Consider the following 12,314-nt stretch of genomic DNA (forward strand, 5'->3'; position numbering starts at 1 on the left):
ATGCGGGCGGTATTAGACTCGTTTTAGCGGCTTCTGTCAACCGCTATTCGCGAATCTGACCGGTTCCGGTAACCACAAATTTCTCTGTAGTAAGCGATTGTAGGCCCATGGGGCCGTAAGCATGAAGCTTTGAAGTAGAGATGCCAATCTCGGCCCCTAAACCTAACTGACCGCCATCAGAGAAGCGTGATGAGGTGTTCCACATGGTCACAGCGGAGTCGATATCTGCAATAAAACGCCGCGCTGTCGTTTCATTTTCAGTACAGATAACATCCGTATGGCCACTAGAAAACGCATCCAAATGCTCGACGGCATGGTCGTAATCGCGCACTGTGCGAACCGCTAGCTCAAGGGCTAAATATTCCACGCCAAATGCATCGTCAGCGATAACTTCAGCGCCGTCGAAATGCTCGATTGACCGTTCACAGGCATGAACTTTCACCTGCTTCTCGGCTAACGCTTTCGCAGTCATAGGCAAGAAGGTATCGGCGACATCTGCATGCACCAGTAATCCTTCAAGGGCGTTACACACGCCGGTGCGCTGAGTTTTACCGTTGAGTAATAACTGTAACGCTTTATCTAAATCCGCGTCTTTATCCACGTACAAATGACATACGCCTTTGTAATGTTGGATGACAGGGATTTTGCTGTTATCGCTCACGTAGTGGATTAAGCCTTCGCCGCCGCGAGGAATCACTAAGTCGATATGATCGCTTTGCTTGAGAAGCTCTGCCATAAGATCACGGTCTGGGGTAGGAACAACCGTAATCACATCTTTGGGCAAACCGCTTGCTTCAATTGCGCTGTGCATGGCTTCGGCAATGACTTTACTGGTGCCAATCGCTTCGCGTCCACAGCGTAAAATCACCGCATTACCTGACTTAAAGCATAAAGCGCCTGCATCGGCGGTAACATTGGGGCGTGCTTCATAAATCATGCAAATCACACCCAGAGGAATGCGCATTTTATCGACACGCATGCCATTGGGGCGTTCTTCAAGCAGATAGCTTTCGCCGACAGGATCGGGCAGGGCGATGATTTCTTCAATGGCGCTGGCCATGTCGTTGATACGTGCTTGATCAAGCGCCAAGCGATCCATCATGGCCGCATCTAATCCTTTTGCTTCGCCGGCCCGTAAATCTTCGGCGTTGGCCAGTAAGATTGCGTCGGTGTGGGCGCGGATAGCATCGGCCATGCGTTGTAGTGCTTTATTCTTATCCTCGGTGGATAAGGTGGCAATTGAGCGGGCCGCTTTGGCCGCGCGCTTTGCAATATCCTGAGCTAATTCGGTATTTGTATGCGATTGGTTACTCATTTTTTACTCCATAACATTAAATCGTCGCGATGAATGACTTCGCTGATAGGGCTATACCCATAAGCTTCAGCGATGGCGCTGCCGGATTGACCTTTAATATGGATAAGCTCATGTGAGCTGTACCGGCATATACCTTTAGCGATCGTTTCCATGTTTTCTGCACTGCGTATGAGTACTGCATCGCCGCGATCGAAGTTTCCTTGTATATCGACGATACCCGAACTAAGTAATGATGCGCCGTCGTCGCGTAATGCTCCAACCGCGCCTGAGTCGACTAGAACCTCACCTTGGGCAATGAGGGTGTGGCGCAACCAGTGCTTCTTATTACTTAACGGGTTTTCTTTGGCTTTAAACAGCGTACCTGGGTTTTCGTTGCGTAGTAGCACTTCAAACTTACTGCCTTTGCGGCCGTTTAAAATATAGGTATCAATACCATGGGTTGTTGCTTTCTCGGCGGCTTCTACTTTAGTGCGCATACCACCGGTACCAACGGCGCTCGCTGAACCACCTGCAAGCGCATAAATATCTTGATTAATTTCATCTACCACAGGCATGAGCGTGGCATCTTTGTTTTTGTTCGGATCTTTATCAAAGAGTCCGTCAATGTCACTGCAGATAAACAAGGCATCGGCATCAACAACCGTGGCAACCATCGCCGCTAAATTGTCGTTGTCACCTACTTTTAAGTCATCTGTTGCAAGTGCATCGTTCTCGTTCGCAATGGGCATAATGCCATGCTCGAGCAAGGTGTTTACTGTGTTGCGAATACTAATGTAGCGTTCGCGATCACGTAAATCATCGTGGGTCATAAGAACTTGGGCACAGGGAAAATCGAAAAACCGTTGCCAGCTTTCCATAACGTGGGTCTGCCCCACAGCGGCCATGGCCTTTTTCAGGACTACCGGAACATTGTTGTGCTCAAAATCGAAGTGATGTCGGCCTGCTGCAACGGATCCAGATGACACCAGGACAATTTCTTGTCCGCGCTCACGGCATTCATTAATAAAGCGAGCGATGGCGAGAAGATATTTGGAACTGCACCCGTTTCCATCTGGCGCGATAAGAGCACTACCGACTTTAATGACTGCTCTTCGCCAGGCTGGGATTTTCATAGAGACTCCCTGTTGGTCAATCGAGGCGCGAAGTCTACCACAGGGAGCCTTTTATCGCCACCGACCACCTTGTAAAACGGCTGTAAATGGCATTTTCATTCGCTATACACACAATTCACGGTATTTTTATAAGTTATGTTCGTGAATCGCTTATTTTTCAGGTGGTACATAGCCATCAATTTGTACATCTTTACCTTCAAATAAAAATGCAACCATCTCTTTCTCAATCAAGGCGCGGGCCTCTGGATCCATAAGGTTTAGGCGTTTTTCGTTAATCAGCATGGTTTGCTTTTTTTGCCATTCAGCCCAGGCTTCTTTCGAAATATTTTGATAAATTCGCTGTCCGAGCTCTCCAGGGTATAATTGGAAATCTAGACCCTCTGCTTCCTTTTGTAATCGTTGACAAAAAACTGTTCTTGTCATGGTTTTCTCCAAAAATTTCGTTCGCAAGTAAGAACACAGTAAATTAAGGCTGTTAGGTGTGACTTATCATATCATAAGCCTGCGATTACACGAGGTTGCTCACGCTTTCTGATGTTCAATGTATTTGCGAATGGGTGCGGGTAAACCTATATCACTGAGGCTATCAAGCGACACCCATTGCTCTGCGGTGGCCTCTCGTAACTCATGAGTGGGAGGTTCGTTCACCGTCCAAATCTTTGCGTCTAGTTTATAGTGGCTAAATGTATGTTGGAATTGGCCTTTAAGGGTTGCATTAAAAGGAGCTTCGGTAAGTTCTGGCAAGCTCCAAAGTGATGCCCAAATGCCATGTGCGGGGCGTTTTTCCAAATAAATGTCGGTTTGCTTTTGTATCCATAAAAAATGTCCGATGCGTTGCGGAATCACTTTTTTCGGTTTGGGGGTTGGCAATTGGTCGACCATGTCGGTTCGCAAGGCAACGCAGTGCTCCGCAAACGGACACTGTTGGCAGTTAGGGTTGCGTGCCGTGCACAGGGTGGCGCCGAGATCTAACAAGCCTTGGGCGAAGCGACGGTTGTTTTCTGTGGGGGTATAACGTTCGGCTAATGCCCACAATTGCTTATCTACTTTGCTAGTGTTTGGAACGCCCTCAACCCCAAACAAACGACAAAATAAGCGCCGCACATTGCCATCAACAATCGGGCCATACTCATCGTAAGCAAAAGATTTAATTGCACCTGCGGTATAGCGTCCCACCCCGGGAATAGATTGAATATCGCTTAGTTCGCGCGGGAATTCGCCATGATTCTCTTGCACCAAATACTTAGCTGCTTTACGCAGATTACGGGCACGCGAGTAGTAGCCGAGGCCTTGCCACAGCGACATAACTTCATCTTCAGATGCTTCTGCCAAGCGTGTGAGGGTCGGAAATCGTGCCATCCAACGTTCAAAATAAGGGATAACGGTGGCCACTTGGGTTTGCTGTAACATAATTTCGGAGACAAGCACGCGGTAAGGCGTGGCGGGATGCTGCCAGGGTAATTGGTGACGCCCGTGAGCTGCCTGCCATGAAAGCACAGTTGCAACGAAGTTTTTTGGTTGAATCATACAAGTTTGCTTGTTTTTCCGTCACCAGATTGGATAATGGCGACCCGAATGTAATTGACCATTTGGTTACGAACAACCGAGTGTAACAGGTTCATAAACGATGACAGAGCAGAATTCCTCACCAGAACAGAGCAAGACGGGTGTTTATATCCGTAAAGTACGCAGTTTCGTGCGCCGCGAAGGCCGTTTAACCAAAGGGCAGGCGGGTGCACTCGAGCGTCAATGGCCGCATATGGGCATCGATTATGTGGACACCCCGCTTCATTTTGGCGAGATCTTTGGCAATGACCATCCGGTGGTTCTCGAGATTGGTTTTGGTATGGGGCACTCCTTGGTAGAGATGGCAAAAGCCGCTCCCGAGCTCAATTTTGTCGGCATTGAAGTACATCGGCCTGGTGTTGGGGCATGCTTGCTCGAAGCAGAAACCCAAGGGGTGAGCAATCTTCGTGTAATCGAACATGATGCTGTGGAAGTTTTGCAAAATTCGGTGGCCGACGGAAGTTTAAGCAAGGTTCAAATCTTTTTTCCCGACCCCTGGCACAAAAAACGTCATCATAAACGCCGGCTTATTCAGCCTGATTTTGTTGCTTTACTGCGCAAAAAATTGACGCTAGGTGGCGTTTTACACTTGGCAACGGATTGGGAAAATTACGCAGAGCATATGCTTGAGGTGATGAACCCCGCTCCTGGGTTTGCGAATCAAGCGGACGATAATACCTATATTCCTCGTCCCGAAGAGCGGCCGCTTACCAAATTTGAAAAACGTGGCCAGCGGCTTGGGCATGGTGTTTGGGATATGAAGTTTACGGCAGTTTAGCTAATTATCAGGAAGTAAATCGCTAAGCACCTTATTCAAATACAACCGCCCTCGGGCGGTTGTTTGCCATGTGCCGGCAGAATCTTGAATGAGCGCATCGCGAACAGCGTCTTGCAATGCCTCTTCCGCCAGCTCGATGGGCAATCCCGTGCGGTCGCTAAATTCTTGTTTCGGAATCGGCTCAAGTAAGCGTAATCGATTCATAAAGTATTCGAACACAAGGTCGGTTGGCGCCACGTCCCATTGTCGAAGTAAATAGGGTCGGGTGAGATCAAGGTAACCCCGAGGATGTTTTATTTTCTCGGTGCGAATAATTCGTTGCTGTTCAGGTAAGGTTATTTTTCCATGCGCGCCGCAGCCAATCCCCAAATAATCACCAAAACGCCAGTAGTTCAAATTATGCTGGCCGCGATGCCCTGGCTTTCCAAAGGCACTTACTTCGTATTGCTCATAACCCGCCGCAGCTAAAATTTGGTGGCCCTGCTCATAGATCTCCCAAAGAATATCATCGTTTGGGAGTATCGGCGGTTTGCTTGCAAATAGGGTATTGGGCTCAATGGTAAGTTGATACCAAGAAATATGGGGTGGATTTAAAGCGATAATGCCCTCTAAATCGGCGATGGCGGTAGCCAGCGTTTGTTCCGGCAATCCGTGCATTAAATCCAGATTAAACGAATGTAAATCGAGGCTTGCTGCGTGTTTTGCAGCAGTTTCAGCCTGATTGGCATCGTGAATGCGGCCAAGTCGTTTGAGCTGCGCGAGTTGCAGTGATTGCACGCCGATAGAAAGACGATTTACCCCAGCGTGTTGGAAACCTGCAAAACGTTCAGTTTCGAAGGTGCCTGGGTTTGCCTCAAGTGTAATTTCGATATGTTTAGAAAACGGAATTCGCGCTTCAATTCCAGCTAATAGTTTCGCAATGCCGTTTGCAGAGAATAAGCTGGGCGTTCCACCACCGATAAAAATCGAGGTGAGTTCGCGGCCTTGAACATAGTTTAAATCGGCCTCGAGATCATCAAGAAGACAAGCAATGTATTGTACCTCAGGGATTACTTCAGGTTGGGCGTGAGAATTAAAATCACAATAAGGGCACTTCTGTACGCACCAAGGGATATGCACATACAAACTCAACGGAGGTAATTGGAGCTTTGGTGCTGTCATTGGCGACTCATTTGCTCGAGCAACATGCGCAGTGCGCGTCCGCGATGGCTGAGTTTTTTCTTTTCTTCTTTACTTAATTCAGCGGCAGTACAGGACTTTTCTTCTGGGATAAATATGGGGTCATACCCAAAACCACCTTTACCTGAGGCTGCAAAGGCGATGCGGCCAGGCCAACGACCATGACACACCAAAGGCGTAGGATCATCGGCGCTTTGCATAAAAACGAGGACACAATGAAACTCTGCCTGACGCTCCGCTTCTGGAACATCTTGGAGTGCTGCCAATAACTTTTCAAGGTTGCTTTGGTCGTTGGCGTTCGGTCCCGCATAGCGAGCAGAATAAATACCGGGAGCGCCCCCTAAAGCCTTAACGGATAGACCAGAGTCATCCGCTAGTGCCGGAAGGCCCGTACTCATACACGCGTGTCTGGCTTTAATAATTGCATTCTCAATAAAGGTTAACCCAGTTTCATCGGCGTCGCTGACACCAAGCGCCGATTGCGGAGTAATGTCCCAACCGATGGGGGCTAACAGGTCGGCAAGTTCAGCTACTTTTCCCGGATTACCTGTGGCAAGTACCAGTTGACGGGGGGAGGTCGTCATCACGTGTTCCTGTTTTATTTGAATTTCAATTAGTTAAAGATATGTATAGGAAGGAAATAAATCCGATGCCCATTATAGCGCAGATAAACCCCTGTGGTATTATCGATTATTAAGATTCACCAGAATTAAGGGGAGAACCCCCTCATACGGAGCGTGCAGTCGAGTTATGGATGCAGTAAACCTACTGATTTTAATTGCCGGAACCTTGTTGTTTGTGAGTATTCTCGCAGTACAAGTATCTGTGCGTGTAGGCGCTCCTCTGTTACTCGTGTTCCTCGTTTTAGGCATGCTCGCTGGTGAAAATGGCTTGCTTGGCATCCAATTTGATAATCCAGATATCGCGCTGTTAATCGGTTCTGTTGCCCTCGTTATTATCTTATTTGATGGCGGCTTGCGCACACACCCTGAGCGATTTCGGGTGGCATTAGCGCCGGCAGCGATGCTGTCGTCCGTCGGTGTGATTATTACTTGTATTATCACCGGTGTCAGCGCCGCCTACTTGTTTGGCTTCTCTTGGATTGAAGGGCTCTTGCTAGGGGCGATTTTGGGTTCCACCGATGCTGCGGCTGTGTTCTCAATCTTCCAATCCCAGCGCTTGCGCATCAAACAGCGGGTCGCCGCGACCTTAGAAATTGAGTCGGGAAGTAACGACCCTATGGCGGTAATGCTTACCGTCACCTTGGTGAGTGTGCTGGCTATGCCCGAGACGCCGATGGATGCGTCTGTTATTTTTGTATTTTTACAGCAAGCATTGGTCGGTGCTGCAGTGGGGTTTGGTGCTGGTAAATTGTTTGTTTACGGTTGTAAGCACTTAACATTGCACGTTTCATTCTTTCCACTGTTAGCCGTTTCCGCCAGTGTGTTGGTGTTTGGTTTAACCGCGCAGTTGGGGGGGAGCGGTTTTCTCGCGGTTTACCTTATGGGTTATTTAGTGGGGAACGCGCGTCTTCCTCAAGTAATGCATATCCTCCGAGTACATGATGGGCTTGCTTGGTTATCCCAGATTGTTATGTTCTTAATGCTCGGTATTCTTATGACACCAGCATCCATTTTAGATATCGCATTGCCGGCCTTGGCTTTAGCCATGATCTTAATTTTTGTAGCGCGGCCGATAGCGGTGTTAATTAGCTTGGCGCCCTTCAGATTTCCTTGGCGGGATCAATTCTTTATAAGTTGGGTGGGGCTACGCGGGGCAGTCCCCATTGTACTCGCATTATTCCCGTGGATTGCCGGGCTTGAGAACCAGCAACTTTACTTTGAAATAGCCTTTGTTGTGGTTCTGGTGTCGTTAGTTGTGCAGGGGTGGAGTATTGCCTTTGTTGCACGTAAATTGGGACTTGAAGTACCACAGGAACCGGAACCCGATTATCGCACGCCGCTTGATGCAGTGCATGCCAGTGAAGTGCTCGAAGTCGCGGTGTTTAATATCACTGAGGACAGCGCTGCTGCGGACCATCACTGGGACGAGATTAACCTGCCCCGGGAGGCCGATTTTGTGGGGCTTATTCGCGATGATCAGTGGATTCGGAGTACAGTTAATCCGATGCTGCGCTCAGGTGACGCCTTGATGGTTCTGGCGCGCTCCGATGACATGAGTAAAATTTCTGAAGTGCTGGGCAGTACGGGCACGAATTCGCGCATCAATAAGAAAACCTTCTTTGGTGATTTCGTCCTTAACGGGGAAATTACGTTAGCCGATTTGGCTGGTTTCTATGTGCTTCCCGACGAAGGTGGAGAAGATCTGAATACATCCATTAACGATATTTTCAAACAGCGCTTTCATCGTCGGGTTGTGGTCGGTGACCACATTATACTGGGGAATCTGATGTTCACCGCACGGGAAGTTGCGGATGATGGCACCATTTTAAAAGTTGGGGTTAAACCGGTTGAACTATAACGTCGGAATGCGTGTGTCGGTGTAATCAATGTTGCCCGGCAGAGCAAATAAAAAACCGCCCTGAGGCTTGCTGCCTTGGGGCGGTTTTATGTTAGTCCCGATAGAACGTATGCACAAAGCGAAGTTCTTCGTTGCGATCACCGTGGGTGATGGTGATAAAGAAACGCAAGCGGTCCTCATTTACGTGAGAAACCTCGGCAATGTAATAGATCGCAGGCTCTTCTATAAAACGACGGAAATTTAAGTTCTGCCGTTGGCCTAAATTGTTTAACGCATAACCGGAGATGGCCACCCGTTGTGCTGGCTTTCCTTCTTGCTCAGCATCAAGCACAGAAATATTTACTAAGCCGCGTGAACTGCTGCGACGCACATTGTATGCGCTTGCGATCTCCGGGGTGAGCATGGTGCTTGGGAATGCAATGTAATGCACCTCCCAATTACCAAACTGTTCATACTGACCACCTTGCTCGTTCGCGAGTGCTTGCCATGACATCAAGGCAAGCGCAGCCAAGGCAACTAGCCAGGCGACCGAGGTAAAGCGGCATAACCATATTTTAATCATACTAACCCGCTCCTATGATAGAAATGCGGACAAACTGAACGATGATGATTAACACTAGCACCGATAAATCGAGGCCACCAATCGGTGGGATAATCCGACGAATAGGCGCCAGCATAGGCTCAGTTAATTGCGCAAACACGAATTCAATCGGATTACGCCCCTGACTAAACCAACTCAAAATGGCACGGACAATCAAAATCCAGAACATCAGCTGCAAGGTGATTACCAGCACACTTTGAATGGCGATCATAGTTAGGTTTAGCACGGAATAAGGAAATTCACCGATTTGCATGTAGATAATGGTGAAAATTTTCAATCCAGCAAGCGCCAAAGCTAAAACCGCCGCTGCTAAATCGAAACGGCCGATCGTAGGGAGAAGTCGACGAAGCGGATTCAAAACAGGGCTGGTTATTTTCACGATAAATTGAGAAAACGGATTGAAGTAATCAACCCGAGCAAGCTGCATCCATATACGTAACACAACCGCCATAATGTAGAGGTCGAATAAAGTTTGAACGAGAAAAATAGCACCGTTGTTCATCGCTGGGGTCCTTTAAAAAAGTTTAGCCATTTCTTGGTTACGGGTTACCGCAGCGCCAACTGCTCGCTTGGAAATATCACTTAGCTCAGAATTTTGATATACCTCAATTCCTTTTGCTGTCGATCCGCCTTTACTGGTGACTTGTTTGCGTAAATCAACCAAAGATAAATCACTTTCGATGGCCATTTTCGCTGCACCCAGGGCGGTTTGCTGCACCATGGCTCGCGCTTGCTCTGCATCAAAACCAAGATCTTCAGCCGCTCGCTGTAAGCCATGCATAAATTCAAAGAAGTAGGCAGGGCCGCTACCCGCAACGGCACCCAGCACATCAATGGCATCTTCATTCTCGAGCCAAAGGGTTAAACCTACATAGTTAAATACTTGTGTGACGAAATCTTTATCTGCGTCGGTCGCGTTACTGTCGGCCACTAAACCAGACACACCCTCAGCTACCAGCGACGGTGTATTGGGCATCACCCGAATTAAAGTAATGTTCTCTCCGAGCATTTCGTAGTAGCGCTCAAGCCGAAGCCCAGCAGCGATAGTGATAATCAGCTTTTTGTCTAAGTCGGGCACATGTGCGGCGAGATCTTCACACACTTCGCGCATCAATTGAGGTTTCACCGACAAGACAATAACGTCGGCCTTGCCGGCGATTTCGTGATTATCTTGACTGGTATAAATACCATATTTTTCTTCGAGCATGTCGAGTTTAGGGCGGCTTGGATTACTGGCCATAATGGCAGTTGTCGGATATCCACCTTTTACCATGCCGCCAAGAATACTCTGGGGCATATTGCCCGCACCGATAAAACCGATGGTCCGAACATTAGAAGACGTCATGTTACTTCCTTTTTTATTTAATTAGGTTAAACGCTTACTGCGACAGCATTTATCGCTCTCGGGTTCCGAAAATTGCGGTGCCCACTCTTACCATGGTTGAGCCAAACCTGATTGCCAGCGACAAATCGTTACTCATTCCTAAGGATAATGTATCTACGTTGGGATCGCCTTGTTGTAATTCAAGAAAAGCAGCCTCAAGAGCAGAAAAGGATTTAATTTGCTCCTCCTCGCTGCTGTTCGCTTGCGGAATAGCCATCAAGCCACGCAAGCGAAGATTCGGGCAGTCAGCAATAAATTCGGCTAATTGAGGCACGTCTTGCAACGACACACCTGCTTTACTGGCTTCATCATCGATATTTACTTGAATGAGGATCTGCAAGGGGTCCATGTGCGAGGGGCGTTGGTCATTAAGCCGCCGTGCAATTTTTTCACGATCAATACTATGCACCCAAGCAAAATGGGCGGCGATGTCTTTGGTTTTATTGCTTTGAATAGGTCCAATAAAGTGCCATTGAATATCGGGGAGGTCTTGGCATTGCTGAATTTTCTCAACGCCTTCTTGCACATAATTTTCACCAAAAAGCCGTTGGCCGTATTCATAGGCAGCGCGGATGTCTGACACAGGTTTCGTTTTACTGACTGCCAGAAGTGCGATACTTTCAGGAGTACGGTTTGTTCTTGCTGCCGCTTCAGCAATTTGCTGGCGAACTTGCGTAAGATGGGTGGCAATGCTTTTCGCGTGAGTCGTCATGAACAGCAAACCTCAATATTAATCCCGCTCAGGAATTTGGGCATCATACTCAAAAGAATGAAGACTCTAAATTATGGATATCAACGAACTGCTCGCATATGCTGTAAAACACAATGCTTCGGACACACATTTGTCTTCAGGCTCTCCAGCAATCGTTCGTATTGATGGCGAACTGCGTAAGGTTAACACAGAGGTGCTGTCATCTCACCATGTGCAAGAAATGGTTTTGTCGTTGATGAATGAACGGCAAAAAGCAGAGTTTGAGACGCATTTGGAAGTCGATTTTTCTTTTCAGGTAGAGGGCTTGGCACGTTTTCGGGCCAATGTGTTTGTTCAGCAGAATGGTCCGGCGGCGGCGTTTCGAACTATCCCCGACTCGGTACTAAGTTTAGACGCACTAAATGCGCCGGAAATTCTCAAACGCATCGCCGAATACCCACGCGGATTAGTGTTGGTGACTGGGCCCACCGGCTCCGGTAAGTCGACCACGTTAGCTGCAATGGTCGACTATATAAACGAGAACTTTCCCCATCATGTGCTTACCGTTGAAGATCCCATTGAGTTTGTACATAAGAATAAGCGCGCATTAATTAATCAGCGGGAAGTACACCGTGACACCTTAAGCTTTAGCAATGCGCTCAGAGTCGCTCTTCGCGAGGACCCGGATGTTATATTAGTGGGCGAATTGCGCGATCTAGAAACTATTCGGTTAGCACTGACTGCCGCGGAAACTGGGCACCTGGTGTTTGCTACCTTGCACACGACGTCTGCGCCAAAAGCCATTGATCGGATTATTGACGTGTTCCCAGGCGATGAGAAAGCCATGGTGCGTTCGATGCTGTCTGAATCCTTACGTGCGGTGGTCGCTCAATTACTTTTAAAACGAGAGAGTGGTGGGCGCGTGGCCGCGCACGAGATTATGTTGGCTACCCATGCCATTAAGAATCTCATTCGTGAAGATAAGGTGGCACAAATGTACTCGTCGATTCAGACCGGCGGTGCGCTTGGTATGCAAACAATGGAACAAGCGATGAACCGTTTGCGTGATGCCGGTGAGATTTCAGATGAGCAAGTTCGGGCAAAATTAGGCATGATTAGCAGCTAAGCGAGCATCGGTTAGGACGTTAACGTCTTCATGCTGCAGCGAAGCTCTGGTAAACTTAGGCTCGCTTAAATGAGTGGTGGA

General features: G+C 48.2%; 13 protein-coding genes. 3 read left to right on the forward strand and 10 right to left on the reverse strand.

The genetic code is table 11. The features are described 5' to 3' along the window. Positions 1–43 precede the first annotated feature (43 nt). The 4 genes from HXZ99_RS10195 to mutY form a co-directional block, all read right to left on the reverse strand. Positions 44–1,315, reverse strand: coding sequence for a glutamate-5-semialdehyde dehydrogenase (locus HXZ99_RS10195; protein WP_194757198.1), 1,272 nt, complete (start codon positions 1,313–1,315; stop codon positions 44–46). Further along, complete coding sequence (gene proB, locus HXZ99_RS10200; protein ID WP_194757199.1) at positions 1,312–2,427, reverse strand: glutamate 5-kinase; 1,116 nt, start codon at positions 2,425–2,427, stop codon at positions 1,312–1,314. Before proB ends, HXZ99_RS10195 begins: the two co-directional genes overlap by 4 nt. A gap of 150 nt (positions 2,428–2,577) precedes the next feature. Further along, positions 2,578–2,850, reverse strand: coding sequence for an oxidative damage protection protein (locus HXZ99_RS10205; protein WP_194757200.1), 273 nt, complete (start codon positions 2,848–2,850; stop codon positions 2,578–2,580). Between the two features lie 99 nt (positions 2,851–2,949). After that, positions 2,950–3,954 carry an A/G-specific adenine glycosylase gene (gene mutY / locus HXZ99_RS10210; protein WP_194757201.1) on the reverse strand — a complete coding sequence of 335 codons (1,005 nt, stop codon included), beginning with the start codon at positions 3,952–3,954 and terminating at the stop codon, positions 2,950–2,952. A 100-nt stretch (positions 3,955–4,054) separates the two neighbouring features. On the opposite strand from mutY, the gene trmB reads away from it, so the two are divergent. Further along, positions 4,055–4,771 carry a tRNA (guanosine(46)-N7)-methyltransferase TrmB gene (gene trmB, locus HXZ99_RS10215; RefSeq protein ID WP_194757202.1) on the forward strand — a complete coding sequence of 239 codons (717 nt, stop codon included), beginning with the start codon at positions 4,055–4,057 and terminating at the stop codon, positions 4,769–4,771. Here trmB and hemW read toward each other — a convergent pair whose 3' ends face one another. Beyond that, positions 4,772–5,932 (reverse strand): radical SAM family heme chaperone HemW, encoded by a 1,161-nt coding sequence (hemW, locus tag HXZ99_RS10220; protein WP_194757203.1) that lies wholly within the window; start codon positions 5,930–5,932, stop codon positions 4,772–4,774. Further along, on the reverse strand, positions 5,929–6,534 hold the full coding sequence (gene rdgB, locus HXZ99_RS10225; protein WP_194757204.1) for an RdgB/HAM1 family non-canonical purine NTP pyrophosphatase: 606 nt from the start codon (positions 6,532–6,534) through the stop codon (positions 5,929–5,931). Before rdgB ends, hemW begins: the two co-directional genes overlap by 4 nt. 166 nt (positions 6,535–6,700) lie before the next feature. Here rdgB and HXZ99_RS10230 point away from each other — a divergent pair, with 166 nt between their 5' ends. Then, positions 6,701–8,431 carry a potassium/proton antiporter gene (locus HXZ99_RS10230; RefSeq protein WP_194757205.1) on the forward strand — a complete coding sequence of 577 codons (1,731 nt, stop codon included), beginning with the start codon at positions 6,701–6,703 and terminating at the stop codon, positions 8,429–8,431. A 91-nt stretch (positions 8,432–8,522) separates the two neighbouring features. Here the strand turns inward: HXZ99_RS10230 and HXZ99_RS10235 are convergent, their stop codons facing one another. Genes HXZ99_RS10235 through HXZ99_RS10250 form a run of 4 tightly spaced genes read right to left on the reverse strand, consistent with a single transcriptional unit; the run spans position 8,523 to position 11,128 of the window. Next, entirely contained in the window at positions 8,523–8,993 is a 471-nt protein-coding gene (locus HXZ99_RS10235) for a DUF4426 domain-containing protein (protein WP_228517918.1), read from the reverse strand. Position 8,994: 1 nt separating this feature from the next. Continuing rightward, positions 8,995–9,534: a YggT family protein gene (locus HXZ99_RS10240; RefSeq protein WP_194757206.1), complete on the reverse strand. Its 540-nt coding sequence runs from the start codon at positions 9,532–9,534 to the stop codon at positions 8,995–8,997. A 12-nt stretch (positions 9,535–9,546) separates the two neighbouring features. Continuing rightward, entirely contained in the window at positions 9,547–10,377 is an 831-nt protein-coding gene (proC, locus tag HXZ99_RS10245) for a pyrroline-5-carboxylate reductase (protein WP_194757207.1), read from the reverse strand. Positions 10,378–10,426: 49 nt separating this feature from the next. Further along, complete coding sequence (locus HXZ99_RS10250) at positions 10,427–11,128, reverse strand: YggS family pyridoxal phosphate-dependent enzyme (protein ID WP_194757208.1); 702 nt, start codon at positions 11,126–11,128, stop codon at positions 10,427–10,429. Positions 11,129–11,201: 73 nt separating this feature from the next. On the opposite strand from HXZ99_RS10250, the gene HXZ99_RS10255 reads away from it, so the two are divergent. Next, entirely contained in the window at positions 11,202–12,233 is a 1,032-nt protein-coding gene (locus tag HXZ99_RS10255; RefSeq protein WP_194757209.1) for a type IV pilus twitching motility protein PilT, read from the forward strand. Positions 12,234–12,314 lie beyond the last annotated feature (81 nt).

The sequence above is a fragment of the Aliidiomarina indica genome, assembly GCF_015354615.1.
Taxonomy (GTDB): Bacteria; Pseudomonadota; Gammaproteobacteria; order Enterobacterales; family Alteromonadaceae; genus Aliidiomarina; species Aliidiomarina indica.

What these genes read in the sequence shown, in the direction of transcription:
- proC (WP_194757207.1), bottom strand. Translation starts at nt 10,377, where the DNA reads ATGACGTCTTCTAATGTTCGGACCATCGGTTTTATCGGTGCGGGCAAT.
- proB (WP_194757199.1), bottom strand. Translation starts at nt 2,427, where the DNA reads ATGAAAATCCCAGCCTGGCGAAGAGCAGTCATTAAAGTCGGTAGTGCT.
- HXZ99_RS10255 (WP_194757209.1), top strand. Translation starts at nt 11,202, where the DNA reads ATGGATATCAACGAACTGCTCGCATATGCTGTAAAACACAATGCTTCG.
- HXZ99_RS10205 (WP_194757200.1), bottom strand. Translation starts at nt 2,850, where the DNA reads ATGACAAGAACAGTTTTTTGTCAACGATTACAAAAGGAAGCAGAGGGT.
- HXZ99_RS10235 (WP_228517918.1), bottom strand. Translation starts at nt 8,993, where the DNA reads ATGATTAAAATATGGTTATGCCGCTTTACCTCGGTCGCCTGGCTAGTT.
- trmB (WP_194757202.1), top strand. Translation starts at nt 4,055, where the DNA reads ATGACAGAGCAGAATTCCTCACCAGAACAGAGCAAGACGGGTGTTTAT.
- HXZ99_RS10250 (WP_194757208.1), bottom strand. Translation starts at nt 11,128, where the DNA reads ATGACGACTCACGCGAAAAGCATTGCCACCCATCTTACGCAAGTTCGC.
- HXZ99_RS10195 (WP_194757198.1), bottom strand. Translation starts at nt 1,315, where the DNA reads ATGAGTAACCAATCGCATACAAATACCGAATTAGCTCAGGATATTGCA.
- rdgB (WP_194757204.1), bottom strand. Translation starts at nt 6,534, where the DNA reads ATGACGACCTCCCCCCGTCAACTGGTACTTGCCACAGGTAATCCGGGA.
- HXZ99_RS10240 (WP_194757206.1), bottom strand. Translation starts at nt 9,534, where the DNA reads ATGAACAACGGTGCTATTTTTCTCGTTCAAACTTTATTCGACCTCTAC.
- HXZ99_RS10230 (WP_194757205.1), top strand. Translation starts at nt 6,701, where the DNA reads ATGGATGCAGTAAACCTACTGATTTTAATTGCCGGAACCTTGTTGTTT.
- mutY (WP_194757201.1), bottom strand. Translation starts at nt 3,954, where the DNA reads ATGATTCAACCAAAAAACTTCGTTGCAACTGTGCTTTCATGGCAGGCA.
- hemW (WP_194757203.1), bottom strand. Translation starts at nt 5,932, where the DNA reads ATGACAGCACCAAAGCTCCAATTACCTCCGTTGAGTTTGTATGTGCAT.